Origin of the sequence: Actinoplanes utahensis (assembly GCF_016862455.1) — a bacterium.
In the GTDB taxonomy this organism is placed as follows: domain Bacteria; phylum Actinomycetota; class Actinomycetes; order Mycobacteriales; family Micromonosporaceae; genus Actinoplanes; species Actinoplanes utahensis.
Window position 1 is genome coordinate 117682 of record NZ_BOMZ01000002.1, and the last position, 18291, is coordinate 135972.

The 18291-nt window shown below is 71.8% G+C and carries 15 protein-coding genes; 1 reads left to right on the forward strand and 14 read right to left on the reverse strand.

The features are described from left to right. Positions 1 to 64 precede the first annotated feature (64 nt). From Aut01nite_RS01020 to Aut01nite_RS01040, 5 genes are all read right to left on the reverse strand, one after another. Complete coding sequence (locus Aut01nite_RS01020; RefSeq protein WP_052163690.1) at positions 65 to 1105, reverse strand: LacI family DNA-binding transcriptional regulator; 1041 nt, start codon at positions 1103 to 1105, stop codon at positions 65 to 67. A gap of 79 nt (positions 1106 to 1184) precedes the next feature. Beyond that, a complete protein-coding gene (locus Aut01nite_RS01025) occupies positions 1185 to 3749 on the reverse strand; it encodes a glycoside hydrolase family 78 protein (protein ID WP_052163689.1) in 2565 nt (854 codons plus the stop codon). 3 nt (positions 3750 to 3752) lie between these two features. After that, on the reverse strand, positions 3753 to 4649 hold the full coding sequence (locus Aut01nite_RS01030; protein ID WP_043524943.1) for a carbohydrate ABC transporter permease: 897 nt from the start codon (positions 4647 to 4649) through the stop codon (positions 3753 to 3755). 2 nt (positions 4650 to 4651) lie between these two features. Beyond that, the gene (locus tag Aut01nite_RS01035; protein ID WP_043524941.1) at positions 4652 to 5536 is read right to left on the reverse strand and encodes a carbohydrate ABC transporter permease; all 885 of its coding nucleotides are present in this window, start codon (positions 5534 to 5536) and stop codon (positions 4652 to 4654) included. A 60-nt stretch (positions 5537 to 5596) separates the two neighbouring features. After that, positions 5597 to 6877 carry an ABC transporter substrate-binding protein gene (locus Aut01nite_RS01040; protein ID WP_236642690.1) on the reverse strand — a complete coding sequence of 427 codons (1281 nt, stop codon included), beginning with the start codon at positions 6875 to 6877 and terminating at the stop codon, positions 5597 to 5599. Positions 6878 to 7020: 143 nt separating this feature from the next. Here Aut01nite_RS01040 and Aut01nite_RS01045 point away from each other — a divergent pair, with 143 nt between their 5' ends. After that, on the forward strand, positions 7021 to 8049 hold the full coding sequence (locus Aut01nite_RS01045) for a LacI family DNA-binding transcriptional regulator (RefSeq protein WP_043524940.1): 1029 nt from the start codon (positions 7021 to 7023) through the stop codon (positions 8047 to 8049). On the opposite strand, the gene Aut01nite_RS01050 is transcribed toward Aut01nite_RS01045, so the two are convergent. The 9 genes from Aut01nite_RS01050 to Aut01nite_RS01090 all read right to left on the reverse strand — a co-directional run bounded on the left by Aut01nite_RS01050 (position 8037) and on the right by Aut01nite_RS01090 (position 18220). After that, the gene (locus Aut01nite_RS01050) at positions 8037 to 9899 is read right to left on the reverse strand and encodes a pectate lyase-like domain-containing protein (protein WP_043524938.1); all 1863 of its coding nucleotides are present in this window, start codon (positions 9897 to 9899) and stop codon (positions 8037 to 8039) included. The genes Aut01nite_RS01045 and Aut01nite_RS01050 overlap by 13 nt on opposite strands. A 123-nt stretch (positions 9900 to 10022) precedes the next feature. Continuing rightward, positions 10023 to 10922, reverse strand: a complete 900-nt coding sequence (locus tag Aut01nite_RS01055; protein ID WP_052163688.1) for a LysR family transcriptional regulator — start codon at positions 10920 to 10922, stop codon at positions 10023 to 10025. Positions 10923 to 11081: 159 nt separating this feature from the next. Continuing rightward, positions 11082 to 12191, reverse strand: a complete 1110-nt coding sequence (locus tag Aut01nite_RS01060; RefSeq protein ID WP_043524937.1) for an S-(hydroxymethyl)mycothiol dehydrogenase — start codon at positions 12189 to 12191, stop codon at positions 11082 to 11084. Between the two features lie 5 nt (positions 12192 to 12196). Further along, positions 12197 to 13414 carry a cytochrome P450 gene (locus Aut01nite_RS01065; protein ID WP_052163687.1) on the reverse strand — a complete coding sequence of 406 codons (1218 nt, stop codon included), beginning with the start codon at positions 13412 to 13414 and terminating at the stop codon, positions 12197 to 12199. Positions 13415 to 13500: 86 nt separating this feature from the next. Beyond that, positions 13501 to 14442 carry a PDR/VanB family oxidoreductase gene (locus tag Aut01nite_RS01070; RefSeq protein ID WP_307837448.1) on the reverse strand — a complete coding sequence of 314 codons (942 nt, stop codon included), beginning with the start codon at positions 14440 to 14442 and terminating at the stop codon, positions 13501 to 13503. A gap of 193 nt (positions 14443 to 14635) precedes the next feature. Beyond that, positions 14636 to 15517, reverse strand: a complete 882-nt coding sequence (locus Aut01nite_RS43155) for a cutinase family protein (protein ID WP_236642689.1) — start codon at positions 15515 to 15517, stop codon at positions 14636 to 14638. Positions 15518 to 15787: 270 nt separating this feature from the next. Then, positions 15788 to 16348, reverse strand: a complete 561-nt coding sequence (locus tag Aut01nite_RS01080; RefSeq protein ID WP_152628682.1) for a hypothetical protein — start codon at positions 16346 to 16348, stop codon at positions 15788 to 15790. Positions 16349 to 16463: 115 nt separating this feature from the next. Beyond that, a complete protein-coding gene (locus tag Aut01nite_RS01085) occupies positions 16464 to 17072 on the reverse strand; it encodes a LuxR C-terminal-related transcriptional regulator (RefSeq protein ID WP_052163698.1) in 609 nt (202 codons plus the stop codon). Between the two features lie 41 nt (positions 17073 to 17113). Continuing rightward, positions 17114 to 18220, reverse strand: a complete 1107-nt coding sequence (locus Aut01nite_RS01090) for a sensor histidine kinase (RefSeq protein ID WP_043524931.1) — start codon at positions 18218 to 18220, stop codon at positions 17114 to 17116. Positions 18221 to 18291: the final 71 nt, after the last annotated feature.

The window sequence follows — 18291 nt, forward strand, 5'->3', positions numbered from 1 at the left end:
CGATAGCCGCGGTCAGCCGGTCGCCAGGCGGAACAGCAGGATCCCCGGGCACCCCGGCCTCCCTCTACGAGGCCGGCGAGGACGCGGCCGCCGGCCGGATCCCCCGGCCGTCCTGACCCGCCGTCGACTCGCGGACGGTGAGCCGGGGGACGAAGACGATGTCCTGGCGGGCGCGGCCGGGGCCGGTCATCTCGTCCAGGATGATCCGGACCGCGGCGCGGCCGATCTCGGCGGCCGGCTGGTGCACGCTGGTCAGCTCCACCGCGCAGGCGGCGCTGGCGAGCTCGGTGTCGTCGAACCCGACGACCGCGACGTCACCCGGGATCCGCAGGCCGGCGCGGGTGATCCGCTGCACCAGCCCGGCGGCGATCAGATCGTTGGCGCAGAACACGGCGGTCGGCCGGGACTCCGGCGCCAGCGCGGTGAGAGCGGCGCCCGCGGTGAGGCCGCCGGTGATGCCGGCGTCGCCGGCGTCGATCCAGTCGAGGGCCGCGCCGGCGGCCGCCACGGTCCGGGCGGCGCCGTCGTAGCGTTCGTCGCGGCGCCAGCCGACGAACGCCAGGTGGCGGTGCCCGTGGTCGAGCAGGTGGCGGGCGGCGAGTTCGCCGCCGAGCCGGTCGTCGCTGCGGACGGCGCTGTGCCGGCGGCCGGGCACTTCCCGGGCGAGCACCACGACCGGGGTGCCGCGCTGTTCGATGGTGGCCAGCAGTGGATGGTCGACGGTGTTCGGGGTGATGATCAGCCCGTCCAGGCGGCGTTCGGCCAGGTGCCGCAGCAGCCGGTCCTCGCGGTCGTGGCGGCCGGTGCCGGTGCCGGACAGGGCCAGGTCGGCACCGGCGTCGGTGGCGGCCTGTTCGGCGCCGGTGGCGACGTCGGTGAAGAACGGGTTGCCGAAGTCGAGGACGACCAGGCCGATGGTGCGGGTGCGGCCGACCCGCAGGGCGCGGGCGGCGGCGTTCGGCACGTAGCCGGCGGTCGCCATGGCCTGCCGGACCCGGTCGCGGGTCTCCGGGTTGACCAGGTGCGGACGGTTGAGGGTGTTGCTGACGGTGCCGTCGGAGACTCCGGCGAGGCGGGCGACGTCCCGGATCGTTGCGCGCGCCACCGTCGTCCCCACTCGTCTGCCGTGCGGCTACCGCCGTAGGCGGCTCCCGGCCCTCAGCGTACGGGAGCCGCCTACGGCCTCAGAAATGCTCGCGGGGCGGGAGAGGAGCGATCGGGTCCTCCGCCGCGGGCGGGTGTTCGCAGGTGAAGGTGTGCCGGCCGGCGCTCACGGTGACCGGTTGCGCGCCGGGCAGGTCGACGACGGCGCCGGTGTTCGGCGGCACGGTGACGTCGACGTGCAGGGTGGCGCCGTCGCGTCGCCAGTGGACGGCGGCCACGCCGTACGGTGTCCGGTGCCGCGCCCCGGCCCGGGTGAGCCCGCCGCCGGGCCGGGGGCGTACGTGGATGCTGCGGTAGCCGGGCGCGGCCGGGGCGAGCCCGGCGACGGTGCGGTGCAGCCAGTCCGCGACCGCGCCGAGGGCGTAGTGGTTGAACGACGTCATGCCGCCGGGGTTGATCGACCCGTCCGGCAGCATGGAGTCCCAGCGTTCCCAGACGGTGGTGGCGCCCATGGTGACCGGGTAGAGCCAGGACGGGCATCGCCGGGACAGCAGCAGCCGGTACGCCTCCTCGAGATGCCCGGTGGCGGTGAGCGCGTCCAGGATCAGCGGGGTCCCGGCGAAACCGGTGCCGATCCGGAACTCGCCGTCGCGGACCAGCTCGGCGAGCCGGTTGCCGGCGTGGGCGCGCTGCGGAACGGGCAGCAGGTCGAAGCACAGGGCCAGGGCGTACGCGGTCTGGGTGTCCGAGACACATCGCCCGCTCGCGGAGACGAACTCCCGCCGGAACCCCGCCGTGACCCGGTCGGCGAGCTGCGCATAGGAGGACGAGTCCTCGCCGATCAGCCGCGCCTGCCGGGCCAGCAGCCGGGCCGAGTGGGCCAGATAGGCGGTGGCCACCAGGTAGGGGTCGGTCCGCGCCTGTTGCGGCCGGTCCGGCGGGGCGGCCGGGTCGAGCCAGTCACCGAGCTGGAGTCCCGCGGCGATGACGTCCCGGTCGTCGAGCAGGCGGGCGCAGCCGTCGACCCACGCCCGGGCGGTCCGGTAGCCGCGCCGCACCGGCCCGGGGTCACCGGCCCGGTCGTACAGGACCAGCGGGACCACCGTGGTCACGTCGCCCCAGACCGCGCAGTGGAACTGCGGGAAGCTGGTGGCGATGTGCGGCACGTACAGCGGGACGAGCCCGTCGTCGCCGGTCTCCAGGGTCACGTCGGTGAGCCAGTCGGCGATGCCGCCGGTCGCGTCGTACAGGAACGCGGCGGTCGGGGCGAACACCTGGAGGTCCCCGGTCCAGCCGAGGCGTTCGTCGCGTTGCGGGCAGTCGGTGGGCACGGACACGAAGTTGCCGCGCATACTCCATCGCACGTTCTCGTGGAGCCGCTCGATCAGCGGATCGGAGCAGGTGAACGTGCCGGTCTCGGTCATGTCGTCGTGGCAGACGACCGCGACCACGTCGTCCGGGCGCAGGTCGCCGGGCCAGCCGGTGATCTCGGCGTACCGGAAGCCGTGGTAGGTGAACCGCGGCTCCCACGTCTCGGTTCCGCTGCCGGCGAGGGTGTAGACGTCGTGGGCGGCCGCGGTGCGGATCGGCCGGGTGCACAGCCGGCCGTTCTCGAGGACCTCGGCGTGCCGGATGCCGATCTCGGTTCCGGCCGGTCCGGTGACGGTGATCCGCAGACGGCCGGCCAGGTTCTGCCCGAAGTCGATCAGATGCGTGCCGTCGTCGAGACGCGTGACGGCGGCCGGCGGCAGGGTCTGGATGCGGCGGACCGGCGGACCGGCGGGCGCGGTCAGCTCACCGGCCGTCCCGTTCTTGCGCTGTACGGGACGCCAGCCGCCCGCTTCGATCCGGGCGTCGTGGTGTTCCCCGTCGTAGATGCTCGAGCGCGTGATGGGCCCGTACGCCCACGTCCAGGTCCCGTCGGTGACGACGTGGTCGACCTGGCCGTCGCTGTAGTGCAGTTCCAGTTGGGCGAGCAGCCCGGTGTCGGCGCCGTACCGTTCGCCGACCCGGTTCCACCCGTACTCGCCCCGCCACCAGCCGTCGGCCAGCCACCCGCCGAGCGTGTTGGCGCCGGTCGTCAGTAGTGCAGTGACGTCGTAGGTCTGGTAGAGCAGCCGGTGGTGGTAGCTGGTCCAGCCCGGCGCGAGCACCTCGTCACCGACCGGTGTGCCGTTGAGCTGCAACTCGTACAGGCCGCACGCGGTGGCGTACACCCGGGCTCTGGTCAGCCCTGGCCGTACCGTGAAAGCTCGCCGCAGCAGCACCGGCCGCCTGTCGCCGTCGCCGGTGTCGGCGGAGCCGACGAAGACCGCCCGCCAGTCGCCCGCCAGCAGCAGCCCCGCCTCCACCGTCGTGGTGTCGCTCCAGGCGGTCGGAGCCGGGTCGCCGTCGGCCCAGACCCGGACCCGGACGTCGGCCTGATCGCGGGAGGTCAGCGGCGCCGCGGGCCACGGCACGAGGACGCTGTCACCGCTGACGGTCCGCCCGTACCCCCGGCCGTTGATCTGGATCTCGTAAGCGCCCTGCCGCCAGCCGGGCCGCGCGGTCTCCACCTGCCAGGACAGGCGCGGAGTGGCTTCGCCGATGCCGAGCGGGTGGTCGTGATGTTCGATGCGCGGCGCGCTGACTCGTGTTGCGGACAAGGTTCAGCCCTTCACCGCGCCGGCTGCCAGGCCGCGCATGACTCGCTGGTTGAGGAAGACGTAGATGGCCAGGATCAGCAGCACGTTGATGCAGATCGCCGCGAAGGTGGGGCCGTACTCGACCACGCCGAACCGGCCGGTGAAGTTGAGCAGGCCGACCTGGACGGTGCGCTGGGCGTCGTCGGTGGTGAACGTCAGGGCGATCAGCAGGTCGTTCCAGAGGAAGAAGAACTGCACCAGCGCGATGGTGAGGATCGCGTTGCGCATCATCGGGAAGCCGATGGAGACGAACGAGCGGATGATGCTCGCGCCGTCCATGGTGGCGGCCTCGAAGACCTGTTTCGGGACCGCCCGGAAGTAGGTGGCCATCATGAACACCGTCAGCGGCAGGCCGGTGGCGGTGTACGTGATCACCAGCGGCCACAGGGTGCCGGTCAGGTGCAGCTCGAAGTAGACGGTGAACAGCGGCAGCAGGATCATCTGACCGGGGATCATGATGCCGGCCAGGAACAGCAGCAGCGTGGTCTGCCGCCCCTTCCACACCAGCACTTCGAGGGCGAACCCGGCCGCGGTGCCGAGCACGATGATCAGGGCCAGCGCCGGCACGACGGTCAGCAGGGAGTTCTGCAGGTAAGTCGCCACGGACGACCATGCCTGGGAGTAGTTGCCGAAGTTGGTGAAGCTGTCCGGCAGGGCCGTGGTCGAGCCGTTGAGGAACTCGTCCTGCGTCTTGAACGACCCGAGGAAGAGCCAGAGCAGGGGGTACGTGACGACCACGAGCAGGAGCGCGACGCACAGATATCCGGGCAGTCGCCGAAGGGTGCGGGCGTGGTTGCGCCGGGGCTTCGGTGCGGGTGCGGTGTGCCGGGAGGTGGCCGGCCGGTCGGTGAGGATTGCCATGGTCATCCCAGCCCTGTGTCGCGGCGGGTTCCGCGGAAGATGAAGACGGTGACGAGCAGGCACAGGACGGTCAGCGTGAGGGCGATCGTCGAGCCGTACCCGTAGTCGCCGTAGGCGAACGAGGTCTGGTACATGTACAGCGTCAGCGGCGTGGTGGCGCTGCCCGGCCCGCCGCCGGTGAGGGCGTAGATCGAGTCGAACGCCTTCAGGGTGCCGTTGATGCTGAACACCAGCGAGGACACCAGCACCGGCAGTGACAGCGGCACGACGATGCTGCGGATCAGGCGCCAGGTGCCGGCGCCGTCGATGGCGGCGGCCTCCATCATCTCGTCGGGGATGTCGAGCAGGCCCGCGTAGAGCAGGACCGCGTAGAAGCCCATCGACCGCCAGATGTCCATCAGCGCGACCACGAGGAACGCGTTGCCGGGGGTGGCGAACCAGTCGACGCCGCTGCCGCCGAACGCCTCGATCATCGCGTTGACCGGGCCGGTCTGCGGGGCGTACTCGAAGAACTTCTGGAACAGCAGCGCGACGGCCACGGTCGGCAGGATGACCGGGAAGAACACCAGGGTACGCACGATCGAGCCGGCCCGGCGCAGGAAGAAGACGTACAGCAGCGCCAGCAGGTAGCCGACGACCACCTGCCCGGCGGTGATGACCAGCGCGTACTCGACGGTGAACCAGAGCGCCTCGGGCAGCGCCGGGTCTTCCAGCAGTCTGCTGAAGTTGGCGCCGCCGGCCCAGGTGAAACCGGTGATGACGCTGCCGGTGAAGAACGTGTAGCCGAGCGACCACAGCATCGGCACCAGCATGACGAGGGAGTAGACCAGCAGGGCCGGCCCGAGAAGGATGGCGACCGACCGCCGGTCGCCGAGGACGCTGTGCATCGGCTCGCCTTTCGTGCCGCGGCGACCCCGACCGTGGCCGGGGCCGCCGCGAGAATGTGATCAGCTCAGGTTGGCGCTGACGGTCTGCATGAACTTCTCGCCGGTCAGCTGGCCGGCGGCGAGCAGGCCGCCGTTGCTCTGGCTGACGGTGGTGGCCTTGGCGGAGAAGTGGCCCTCGAACCAGAGCACGCTGGTCCGCACCTTGCTGATCTCGTCCTGGATCTGCTTGGTCAGCGGCGGCACCTGGACGCTGCCGTCGGTGGCGAAGCCGGTGATCTGGTTGGAGTCGCGCAGCGCGACCGTGCCGTAGTTCTCCACGATGCAATTGACCCAGGCCTGGGTGTTCTTGTCGCCCTCGTACGCCTTCTTGGACACCGCCACGGCGACGCCGACGTTGGCCGGCATCTGGTCGGCGGTGCCGGCGCCGCCGGCGACGGTCGGGAACTTGAGGAAGCCGATGTTGTCGGCGCCGATCTTGTTCTTGGTCTCGTCGTTGAAGTCCGACAGCGCCCACGAGCCCATGTAGATGAAGGCGGCCTTGCCCGACAGGAAGGTGCTCAGGGCGGTGGCGTAGTCGATCGAGGTGGGCGACTTGCCGAAGTAGCCGGCCTTGCCGAGGTTCGCGATCGCGTCGGCGGCGGCGACGTACTGCGGATCGGTCAGCTTGGCCTGGCCGTCGGCGACCTTCTTCAGCGCCTCCGGTCCCTGCTGGCGCAGGATGTAGTTGCCGACCCAGCGGGTGACGCCCCAGCCGTCGCCGCCCTTGCCGGCCTGCGAGATCGGCTGCACCCCGGCGGCCTGCAGCTTCGCGAACGCGGCGACCAGGTCGTCCCAGGTGGCCGGCGGGGTGGCGATGCCGTTGTCGGCGAGCAGCTTCTTGTTGTACCAGATGCCTTCGATGTTGAGCTCGGTCGGCAGGACCAGCTGCTGTCCGTCGTACAGCGACTTGATGCTCGACGACGCGGCCGCCAGCACGCCGGGCGCCGCCGTGGCGGTGTCGAGGACCGAGCCGTTGCCGGCGAGCTGCTTGGTCAGCGACGGCGCGTTCGCGGCGGTGAACGTCTGCGGCAGGGCGCCCTGACCGGCGAGCAGCTGCAGCTGCTGGTCCAGACCGGCCTGCGCCTGCTTCTTGATCTCCAGGGGCTGGGCGGTGTTCTGGGTGGCGCATTCCTTCTGGCTGAGCGTGGTCAGCGTGGTCGGCACGGTGGTGTTCTCGTTGATGGCGAGGAAGGTGAAGCTCTTCGCCGAGGTGCTGTCCTCTTCGCTGCCGCCGCAGGCCGATGTGGAGACGACGAGCGCGAGCGCGCTGAGCGCCGCCGCGACACGGGTTATGGATGCCACAGGTCCTCCTGAGAAGTCTTCCGCTTTGAAGCGTCTAAAGCTTCGGTTGACCGGGCAGGACCGTCAATAACGTCATCCTGATACCGGTCATTCACGGGGTGGATATCCGGCTGACATTGAAGCGTCTGATATACCTTCGGGCCATGGCGAGAATCGAGGACGTGGCGGCCCGCGCGGGCGTGTCGGTGGGCACGGTGAGCAACGTGCTGAACCGGCCGCAGGCGGTGGCCGTCAAGACCCGCGACCGGGTCCTCGCCGCGATCGCCGCCCTCGACTACCGGCCCAACGAGGCGGCCCGGTCGCTGGCCGCCGGGCGCAGCCGCACCGTCGGCCTGATCGTCCCGGACGTCACGAACCCGTTCTTCGCCGACGTCGCCCGCGGCGCCGAGCAGGTCGCCGACCGGCGTGACGTGGTGGTGATGCTGCACAACAGCGGCGAGTCGGCCGAGCGGGAGCAGCGCTACCTCGGCCGGGCCGAGACCCAGCGGGTCCAGGGCGTGCTGGTCAGCCCGGTCCATCGGGCCGGCACGGCGGTCGACGAGCTGGTGCGGCGCGGCACCCCGGTGGTCCTGCTGGACCGGGGCGCCGGACGGCACGGCCTGTGCTGCGTGTCCGTCGACGACCAGGCCGGTGGCCGGCTCGCGGCGCGGCACCTGGCCGAGCGGGGGCATCGGCGGTTGGCGTACGTGGGCGGCCCGCTGTCGGTGCCGCAGGCGGCGGCGCGGCTCGCCGGGGCACGGCAGTCCACCGGCGCGACGATCGAGGTCGTCGAGACCGCGGCGGTCAGCGTGACCGAGGGCCGTGCGGCGGGGACGGCGATCGCCGACCGCTCCCCCGCCGACCGGCCGGAGGCGGTGTTCTGCGCCAATGATCTGCTCGCCCTCGGGGTGCTGCAAGCGGTCACCCGGCGGGGTCTGCGGGTGCCCGCGGACCTGGCGATCGTCGGCTACGACGACATCGACTACGCGGCCGCGGCCGCCGTACCGCTGACATCGGTACGGCAGCCGCGTGCCGAGCTGGGCCGGATCGCCGCCGAGCTGCTGTTCGAGGAGATCGACTCCCCGCGGCTTCCCGGGGAGATCGACTCCCCGCGGCAGCACCGGCACCGGCAGGTGGTGTTCCAGCCCGATCTGGTGGTCCGGCAGTCCAGCGGCGGCGATCAGCGGGGGTAGGACGCCAGCCGGGCGGCGGCGGTGAAGCCGGGGACGACCTGGTTGGGCCGGGTCGCGTCGACGGCGGCGCCGGTGGTGTTGACGATGCCGCGGATGCCGCCGCCGAGCGCAATGACCGCGCTGGTCAGCGAGGTGAACCGGACGCCGGCCCGCTGCGGCGCCTCGACGGTCGTCCAGGCGTGCGCCGGCGCGCCGGCGAAGGTGGAGTCGGTGAACAGCGTGTAGATGGCCGTGCCGGTGGCCGCGTGGGTCGTCACGCCCGGGGCGACCCGGTAAGAGGCGTATCCCTCCTTGGTCCCGTCCCGCCAGGCGGCCTGGTTCGGCGGGTCGTACGGGAACTCGCTCTGATAGAAGATCGTCCGGCCGCGCTCGCCGTTCCACACGACCTGGTTCTTCTGGTGGTGTTCGACGAACAGGCCGAGGGCTGTCACGTCGGTGCCGTTGACCTCGAGGCCGGTGTCGCTGGTGTTGCTCGTCCAGCCCACCCCGGCGCCGTGGTCGGCGCGCCACAGCCAGTTGTCGTCGAGGACGACCCGGCTCTGGTTGACCTGCACCGAGATCCGCGCGGATCCGGCCTGGGCGCCACCGACGCGGACGAACAGGTCGCTGAGCGTGGTCGGGCTCGTCGCGTCACCGATGTTGACGTCGGCGCCGGTGCCGACCTTGACCAGCACGTCCGTCCCGGGGCTCGCGTCCACGAGCACACTGGCGACGACGACGTTCTTGACGTCGCCGATCTCGATCGCGGCCCGCCCGCCGGTGGGCGCCAGCGTCGCGTACCCCATGCCCATGACGACGGTGTCGGGCCGGGTCACCGTGATCGGGCCGTCGAGACGGTAGACGCCGGGCGTGAGCAGCAGGTGCTTGCCGGATGCGAGGGCCCGGTTGATCGTCGCGGCGGTGTCGGCGCCCGGCTTGGCGATGTGGAACCGGGCGATCGGGATGCCGGTGCCCGCGGTGGCGTCGGTCGCCCAGTTCACCCCGGAGGCGTTGGTGCGCGCCTTCGGCACGAAGACCGCGTACGTGTCCTCGTGCACGGTGAGGAACGGCGCGGGCCGGGACGTCGGCGTGGTGGCGAGGGTGGTGATGCCGCGGCCGGTGAGGTCGCTCGCCGGCGCGCCCTTGACGCCGGAGAACACCAGGTTGGCGGAGCCGCCGGTCCAGCCGCCGATCTGGCTGTCGCGCACGTGGTACTGGGCCTGGCCCGGTCCGGCGTTCCCGCCGCTGTCGACGGTGCCGCTGATCCGGCTGTCCGCCATGGTCGTGCCGAACAGCGTGGCGCCGTAAGCGCCGTTCAGGTCCAGGTCGCCCCGGATGTCCACGCGGCGCAGCGACGACGCCTGCGAGGTGGCCCAGCGCATGGTCCGAGGTGGGGCGACGCCCTCCGGCCTGGTCCGCTCCGCGTCCGCGCCCACCGGCCGCTGGATCGGATCGATCGAGAGGTTGGCCAGTGACCGGTAGAAGTTGGTGAGGCCGTCGGAGGACCCGTCGGCGTTCTGGCGCGGCTCCGAGTGCAGCGCCCCGGTGATCCGCACATCGGTCGGCGAGGCGCCCAGGCCGGCGATCGAGGTGTAATAGCCGACCTCGCTGTTGACGATGCCGGTGGCGCTGCCGTAGGCGCCGGGCTTGAAGTACACGGCGTGCCGGTCGGTGCTGAACTCCGGCTCGGCCGAGATGCCCCGCAGGTACGCGTTGATGTCGGCGACCGGCGTGCCGGGATCGAAGATCTTCACGTTCGGGCCGAAATCGGGGGCGGTCGCGGCCCGGGCCGGCAGGTTCGGGACGGCGACGCCGGCGGTGGCGAGAACAGCGAGGGGCACGACCCACGCCTTCCATCGGGATGCTCGCACGAAGGTCTCCTCGGATCGGGGGACGACTGGGTGCCGACACCCTCCCCGAGCAGCCGGGCACCCGAGAAGACGAGATTGTTTATGCGGTGTATCCGGCGTGTTGATAGGCCGTGGTCATGGCGTTCACTGCTGCACCTGGATGGCCGCGTCGGCGAAGCACTGGCGCAGCCATCGATGGGCCGGGTCGTTCTCGTGCCCCGGATGCCACCACATCGCCTCGACCACCGGTGCCGTCGGGAACGGGCACTCGACCAGGCGTACCCGCCCGGTCTCGGCCATCGCGGCGCCGAGCTGCCGCTGCACCAGCGCGACCCGCTCGGTGCCGGCGATCAGCGCGGGCAGCACCGTGTAGCTCTCGACGACCAGCCGCGCGTCCAGCTCGATGCCGTGCGTGCGCAGCTCCCGGGCGGCCGTGGTGATCGCCGTGCCGTCGTGATAGGTCAGCACCCAGGACCGGCGGGCCAGGTCCGCCACGGTCAGCTCGGCGCCCGCGGCGGCGTCGACCAGGCACGCCCACTCGTCCTGGTACAGGTTGCGGTGCGGCAGCCCGGTGACGATGCCGTGCGGCAGCACCAGCAGATCGACCTCCCGCAGTTCCTCGGCGGCCTGGTCGACGTTCTGCCGGGTGGTCGGCTGGACATGCAGGCGCACGTGTGGCGCCTGCCGGTCGATCAGCGCGGCCACGGCGGCGCCCAGGACGGTCAGCGCGTAATCGGACATGATCACCGTGAAGGTGCGCCGGGACCGCGCCGGATCGAAGTCGGGCTGGGCGCTGAGCACCTGATCGGCGGCGGCGACCACGTCGGCGGTCGCCGCCGCGAGCCGGGCCGCCAGAGGCGTCAGCTGATAGCTGTGCCCGGCCCGGGTGAGCAGGTCGTCCCCGAAGTGCCGCCGCAGCCGGGCCAGCGCCGAGCTCATCGCGGGCTGGCTGATCTGCAGCCGCTCGGCGGCCCGGGTGACGCTGCACTCGGTGAGCAGCGCGTCCAGCGCGGTCAACATGTTGAGATCGGCATGGCGGGCCATCGCCAGAAGACTCCGTTCCAGATTCGGGTCCGCGGTACTTCTCTTCAAACCTTTTCCGGTACGGGCCACGGACGGTCCCGTGGCCCCCGGTGGCTGCGGCAGGCGTTCCCGCACGACCGTCCCCGGCTGCCGCTCATGCATGCCCCTCACGGGCATCGATCACATGACGACCACCGAACGCAGCACCGGCTCGGCGCCCGGGCCGTGCATCTTCGCGAACGCCGTCTCCACGTCGCCGATGCCGATCTCCTCGGTGACGAAGGCGTCCAGGTCGAGGCGACCCTGCCGGTACAGGTCGACGAGCATCGGGAAGTCGCGGCTGGGCAGGCAGTCGCCGTACCAGCTGGACTTGAGCGCGCCGCCGCGGCCGAACACGTCGATCAGCGGCAGATCCGGCAGGGTCATCCCCGGCGTCGGCACGCCGACCAGGACCAGGACGCCGGCCAGGTCACGGGCGTAGAACGCCTGCTTCCACGTCTCGGGCCGGCCGACCGCCTCGATGACCACGTCAGCGCCGTCGGCTCCCTCGTACGTCTCGGCGGTGATTCTCTTGATCTCGGCGACCGGATCGGTCCGCGACGAGTCGATCAGGTGAGTCGCGCCCAGTTTGCGGGCCGCTTCGAGTTTCGCCGGATCGATGTCGACGGCCATGATCGTGCTCGCCCCGGCCAGCGCCGCGCCGGCGACCGCGGCCACGCCCACTCCCCCGCAGCCGATCACCGCGACCGACTTTCCGCGGGTCACCGCGCCGGTGTTGATCGCGGCGCCGATGCCGGCCATCACCCCGCAGCCGAGCAGACCGACCGCCGCCGGCCGGGCCGACGGGTCGACCTTGGTGCATTGACCGGCCGCGACCAGGGTCTTCTCGGCGAACGCGCCGATGCCCAGGGCCGGCGACAGCTCCGTACCGTCCTCGAGGGTCATCCTCTGTTTCGCGTTGTGGGTGTCGAAGCAGTAGTGCAGGTCACCGCGTCTGCAGGCCCGGCACTGGCCGCACACAGCCCGCCAGTTCAGCACCACGAAATCGCCGGGAGCCACGTCGGTGACGCCGTCGCCGACGGATTCCACGATGCCGGACGCCTCGTGGCCGAGCAGGAACGGGAACGCGTCGTTGATGCCACCCTCGCGGTAGTGCAGGTCGGTATGGCAGACCCCGCACGCCTGGATCTTGACGACAGCCTCGCCCGGGCCCGGGCCGGGCACGTTGATGGTGACGAGTTCGACCGGAGTGCCCTTGGCTCGGGCGATGACGGCCTTCACTTGCTGCATGGTTCTCACTTCCGGTGCAGGCGGACGGGGATGCTGTGCCAGGCGCGCAGCGTGTTGTTGTGGTGACGGGCCACCGGGCCGGCCGGTTCGATCCGGGACACCCGACGGGCCAGGGCGGTGAGCAGGGACTCGGCTTCCAGACGGGCGATGTGCTGGCCGACGCACTGGTGGATGCCCATGCCGAAACCGACGTGCCCGGACGGGTCGCGGGACAGGTCGAAGCGGTCCGGAGCGGTCCAGCGGCGCGGGTCCCGGTTGGCGGCGCCGAGGAACATCAGGATCTTCGCGCCGTCCGGGATCACCGTCCCGCCGACCCGCACGTCGGTGGTGGCGGTCCGGAAGAACGTCTGCACCGGCGACTCCCACCGCACCGCCTCGTCGAACGCGACCCGCGCCAGCGACGGCTGCTCGCGCAACCGCTCCCACTGGTCCGGGTGGGTGGCGAAGGCGTAGAGCACCGCCGACAGCCCGTGCACGGTCGTGTCGACGCCGGCGGACAGCAGGGACCGGACCACCAGCGGCGCCTGCTCGTGGGTCAGGTCGCCCCGGTCGGCGGCGGCCCAGACGGCGGCGCCGAACCCGTCCGGGGCGAGCCGGTCGCGGGCGCACTGCCCGTTCACCCAGGCCGACAGGCCGGCGATCCGGCCGGCACCCGCGGCGACCAGATCGTTGGGCGGGCCGAACGCGTTGAACAGGTGGTCGCCGTAGGGCAGTAGGTTCTCCCGGCCGTCCGCCGGGATCCCGACAGCGCCCGGGAAGACCCGCAGCGGGAACGCCTCGGCCAGCGCCGGCACCACGTCGACGACGTCGCCCGTACCGAGCACCCGGTCGACCAGGCCGGCGGCGTCGGCCGCCCACTTCGCCCGCAGCCGGTGCAGCGAGCGCGGGCCGACGATCGCCGACAGGACGCGGCGCGGGGCGTCGTGCCGGGGTGGGTCGGCTTCCAGCAGCAGGCTCGGCGGGCGCCACGGTTCCTCGTACCGGAAGTTGCTCAGACCGACACCGGCGGCGGACTGGAATCGCTGCCAGTCGGTGAGCGCCGCGTGCACCTGCTCGTACCTGGCCAGGGCATAGGTGTCGTAGCGGCTCAGGTGCACGACCGGGCCGGCCGCCCGCAAGCTCTCGTGGAGCGGGCCGGGGTCCTCCAGGTTGCCGTGATCGAACGGGTCGGCGAGCGAGGTCGGCGGTTGCACGGACCCCGCACCGGTGGTCAGCGGTTTCATAGCTCCATCCCCCGAGGTCGGCGGTTTCACAGGACGCGCGGCGGGGTTCGGCGGTTTCACCGGAGGACTACCCGCGGTCGGCGGTCTCACAGGTCGATCACCAGGCGGTCCGAGCGGGACCGGGAGACGCACGCGAACATGCAGGCGCCGGCGGCCCGTTCGGTGTCGTCGAGGACGCTGTCGCGGTGGTCCGGCTCGCCCGCCAGGACGATGATCTCGCAGGTGCCGCAGACACCCTGGCGGCAGGAGGACAGCACGTCGGCGCCAGCCGCGGTGATCACGTCGAGGACCGACGAGTCGGCGGGGACGGTCAGCACCGTCTTCGACCGGGCGAGCTCGATCTCGAACGGCATGCTGCGCACCGGGCCGGTCAGGGCCGCGGCGAACCGTTCGGTGCGCAGCGTGTGCGGTGGGAACCCGGTGCAGGCCCGCTCGACCGCGGCCAGCAACGGGGCCGGGCCGCACGCGTAGACGCGGGTGCCGGGCTGCCAGGCGGCGAGGAATCCGGGCAGGTCGAGCAGCCCGTACCGGTCCTCGGGCCGAAGGTGGACGCGGGCCCCGTACCCCGCGAGATCGTGCCCGAAGGCGAGGCTCGCCGTGCGCCTGCCGCCGTAGAGCAACCGCCAGTCCGCGCCGAGCAGATCCGCTTGCGCGATCATCGGCAGCAGCGGGGTGATGCCGATGCCGCCCGCGATGAACAGGTATCGCTCGGCCGGGACGAGCGGGAAGTTGTTGCGCGGCCCGCCGAGGCCCACGGCCTCCCCGAGATCAAGATCTTGATGGATGTACGCGGACCCGCCGCGCCCGTTCGTCTCCCGCAGCACCGCGATCGTGTACGTGTACGCATCCCACCGATCCCCGCACAGCGAGTATTGGCGTACCGATCCGTTCGGCAGGATCAGGTCGATGTGGGCGCCCGGCGTCCAGTCCGGCAGCCGGGCCCCACCCGGATCGGCAAGCGTCAGCGCGACGACACCATCGGCGACCGGCTCCTTGCCGGTGACGCGCAGGCTTCGTGTTTCCGCCACGTGAACCTCCTGTGACATGAGGCCGCCAGAATGCGACCCCGGTCACAGCGGAAACAGCCGCCTTCTCACTCAGCGAGAGACGAATCCCCGAGCTCCGCCTGGTGGTGGGTGCTGCCTCACGGGTCGTGAGACAGGCGGGCAAACGGCCGGGGCTGCGACGCAGATCGACACCGCGCCGCAGGTCCCTGCCGTGTCAGCCCGCGTTGATCTTCCCGGCGGCGAACTCCGCCGCCTCCCGCACACTGCCGTTACGGGGATACGCCAGGTGCGCCGCGAAGTTGCTCCCCCCACCGCACACCGGGTCCCCGGCGTTGCAGAACTCCTTCGCCTTCGGCCCGAACGCCGGACTGCTCTGCGCGATCGTGCGCCGCCGCAGGCCCAGCGGGTTCCCGAACACCACGACGGCAGCCACCCGACCATTCAGGTTCTGCGGGATCGCCTCCCCCGCCGTGCCCGCACCGCGGATACCGATCGCGATGTCGGTCACGCTGGCCCCCTGCGAGTACCCGCCGATCACGAACCGCGTCCGCGGACAGTCCGCGGCCACCGCGGCGATGTGCCGGCTCATGGCGGTGGCGCCCGGCCCGGCGCTCGCCTGGTTGGCGGCGGCCGCATAGACGACGGCGAACGAGCTCACACTCCGATCCGGCAGCGCGCTCGCGAGTTCCTGCGCCAGCGGCCGCCCCACGATGCCGAGCCCCTGTCGTTCACCGGTGCCCCGGGCGAAGACCAGCTGCACGTCACTGCAACCGCCGGCCCCCACGGCCGCACCGCCGTCACCCGCGGCATTCCCGCCGCCCGCGGCCGCACCGCCGTTACCCGCCGCGTTGCCGAAGCCGTTGCCGTTCCCGAGACCGTTGCCGTTACCGAGGCCGTTGCCGTTACCGAGGCCGTTGCCGTTGCGGTTTCCGAAGCCCAGGAATCCAGTCCGGGCGCCGTCGGCACGGCCGAATCCCGGCAGCGTGCCGGCGAACGCCTGCGGTGTCACGATCGCACCCGCCCCGACGACCGCCGCGCTGACCGCGAACAGAACGACGCGCCGGGTCTTCCGCGAACGCTTACGGTGAGTGAACATGTGCCTGCCCTTTCCGCCATGGTTTGCATGCCGGAGTACGGACGAAATCCGCCCACCGTTCTGCGACGGCCGTCTCACACCACGAACCGGCCCGCCCCGTCCGCAACGCCCCAGCCGTCCACACCGGACCGGCTACCGGCAGTACCGGCTGTTCGCGGTGCGCGGCGCTCACGGACACGCACGCCGTTGGAGATACCTACCGGCGCCGCCATCGGGGCCACAGCCACCGCGCCCAGCGGACCTCGCCGGAACGGATCTCCTGCTGGAGGGTCAGGGGCCGCGGTGCAGATCGAAGGTCCGCACGGTGCCCATGACGTCGAGCACGATCTGGCCGGCGACGACCCGGTAGGACCATGGCGGCTCGGCGAAGGTCGTCCAGAGTCTCGTGCCGTCGGTGCGCCAGGCGGCGATCCCGAGTTCCGCTGACATGATCACCACGTCGTCGTGCTGACGCCAGGACCAGAACCCGGCCTGCGCCTCGTCCTCCCAGCTTCGGCGCCATTGTCCGGACCGCGCCTGGTAGGCGATCAGACGGGTGCCCGCTCCGATGAAAAGTTGACGCTGCTCGGGAACGTACAGCACACCCGGCGGGAAACCGGCTCCGGAGGGCGCGTACCGCTGCGTGACCACCAGGCGGGGCCACTCGCCGCCGCCGTCGTCGACGGCCACGAACGCGTATCCGTCGTATCCGCTGTCACCGGTGACCGGGAAGTCCTCCGCGAGTTGGGCATGCCGCCGGTAGGCGCCGAGGGCGGCCGGCGGCGCCAGACCGATCAGAATCCGGATCCCCCCGACGGCGGCGGCCATCGGGCTGCTCCACTCATCACTCACCGTGTGATCATGCCGCAGACCGTCCTCGTCCACATCGGTCGGTGACGGCGACGTGCCGGCATCCGACGCTGCCTGCCGGGCTTGCCGCGTCCACGGACCTGCCTCGTCGTGATCGTCAGCCCGGGCGACGCCGGCCCGGGGCGGCGAGGTACGTCAGCACGGCGAGCACGCGCCGGTGCCCACCGTCGGCCGGGACCAGACCCAGCTTGCCGAAAATGGCGTTGATGTGCTTGTGCACGGCGTTCGCGGTGATGAACAGGCGGCCGGCGATCTCGGTGTTGTCGCGGCCCTCGGCCATCAGCGCCAGCACCTCACGCTCCCGCGGCGTCAGCGCGGAGACCGGGTCGTCGCTGGTCCGGGTCAGCAGCTGGGCGATGACCTCGGGGTCGAAGGCGGTGCCGCCGCCGGCTACCCGGCGTAACGCCTCGATGAACTCCTCGATGCGGCTCACCCGGTCCTTGAGCAGGTAGCCGATACCGCGCGGGGCGCCGGCGAGCAGCCGGGTGGCGTACTCCCGCTCGACGTACTGGGAGAACACCATCACCGGGAGGTCCGGGTGACGGCGCCGGGCCTCGATGGCGGCCCGGATGCCCTCGTCGCGGAATGTCGGTGGCAGCCGTACGTCCACGACCGTCACGTCGGGGCGGTGCTCGTCGACCGCGTCGAGGAACGAGTCGGCGTCGGCGACGGTCGCGACCACGGTGAAGCCGTTGACGCCGAGCATCAGCTCCAAGCCGCCGGACAGGAACTCGTTGTCCTCGGCGATCACCGTTCGGAGCACGGCACCTCCAGTGTGATCTCGGTCGGCCCGCCCTCGGGGCTGCGCACGGTGAGGGTGCCGTCGAGCGCGCCGGCCCGGCGGCGGATGCCGGCAAGGCCGGTCCCGTGTGTCTCGTCCGCCCCGCCGGCGCCGTCGTCGGTCACCGTCACGGTCAGCAGATCGCCCTGACGGGACACGCGGACGCCCGCCCGGGTCGCGCGGCTGTGCCGGGTGACGTTGCTCAGCGCCTCGGTGACCGCGAAGTATGCCACCGTCTCCACCGCCGCGGGCACCCGGCCGAGATCGCCGACGTCGACGGTGGCCGGGAGGCCGCTGCGGGCCGCCACAGCGACGAGCGCGCCGGTCAGGCCCCGGTCGGCCAGGATCGGCGGATAGATGGTGCGGATCACCGTGCGCAACTCGGCCATCGCCTCCTCGGTGCCCTGGTGCGCCTCGGCGACGAGCCGGTTCACCAGGTCGGGGTCGCCGGCCGCCTGCCGGGCCACCGCGAGACGCATCGCCACCGCGACGAGCCGGGCTTGCGCGCCGTCGTGCAGGTCCCGTTCGATGCGGCGCAACTCGGCGCCGTGCGCGTCGAGCACGTCGGCCCGGGTACGGGTGAGATCGGCGACCCGGCCGGCCAGCCGCTCCGCCTCCGAAGGCGTCAACGCCCAGCGGGTGACCCGGGCGTGCGCGGCGGCCAGTGCCGGAAACGCCCCATGGGTCACCGCCGCGAGCAGCGCGAACTGCACGGCGCCGAGCCCGATCGCGGTCGTCCACCCGGTGACCGGCACCTCGACGAACAACGTGACCGGCTCATCCGCCGGGAACGCCCACCAGAACGTCGCGGCGATCACGGCGGTGACGAGATTACCGGCGACCAGCAGCGCGAACAGTCCCAGAGGCAGCCCGGTGACAAGGTGGACGGTCAGCCACAGCAGGTGCCGCCGGAACCGCACCGGACGCCACCGCCGGTGGCCGGCCAGCCGCAGGTGCCATCGGGCCCACCGCTCACGCACGCCGGGGAGGCACAGCACCGGCAGGCCGGGCAGCGACACCAGCGCCGTACCGAGGATCGCCAGGAGGTAGGCCGTGGCCCGCCGACGCGTCATGACGACATCTGTACCGGAATCGATCATCGGCCGCACTACAGCCGGCGGTAGCGTTCGATGCGGTAGCCAGC

What these genes read in the sequence shown, in the direction of transcription:
- Aut01nite_RS01030 (WP_043524943.1), bottom strand. Translation starts at nt 4,649, where the DNA reads ATGGCAATCCTCACCGACCGGCCGGCCACCTCCCGGCACACCGCACCC.
- Aut01nite_RS01035 (WP_043524941.1), bottom strand. Translation starts at nt 5,536, where the DNA reads ATGCACAGCGTCCTCGGCGACCGGCGGTCGGTCGCCATCCTTCTCGGG.
- Aut01nite_RS01045 (WP_043524940.1), top strand. Translation starts at nt 7,021, where the DNA reads ATGGCGAGAATCGAGGACGTGGCGGCCCGCGCGGGCGTGTCGGTGGGC.
- Aut01nite_RS01055 (WP_052163688.1), bottom strand. Translation starts at nt 10,922, where the DNA reads ATGGCCCGCCATGCCGATCTCAACATGTTGACCGCGCTGGACGCGCTG.
- Aut01nite_RS01060 (WP_043524937.1), bottom strand. Translation starts at nt 12,191, where the DNA reads ATGCAGCAAGTGAAGGCCGTCATCGCCCGAGCCAAGGGCACTCCGGTC.
- Aut01nite_RS01065 (WP_052163687.1), bottom strand. Translation starts at nt 13,414, where the DNA reads ATGAAACCGCTGACCACCGGTGCGGGGTCCGTGCAACCGCCGACCTCG.
- Aut01nite_RS43155 (WP_236642689.1), bottom strand. Translation starts at nt 15,517, where the DNA reads ATGTTCACTCACCGTAAGCGTTCGCGGAAGACCCGGCGCGTCGTTCTG.
- Aut01nite_RS01085 (WP_052163698.1), bottom strand. Translation starts at nt 17,072, where the DNA reads ATGCTCGGCGTCAACGGCTTCACCGTGGTCGCGACCGTCGCCGACGCC.
- Aut01nite_RS01090 (WP_043524931.1), bottom strand. Translation starts at nt 18,220, where the DNA reads ATGACGCGTCGGCGGGCCACGGCCTACCTCCTGGCGATCCTCGGTACG.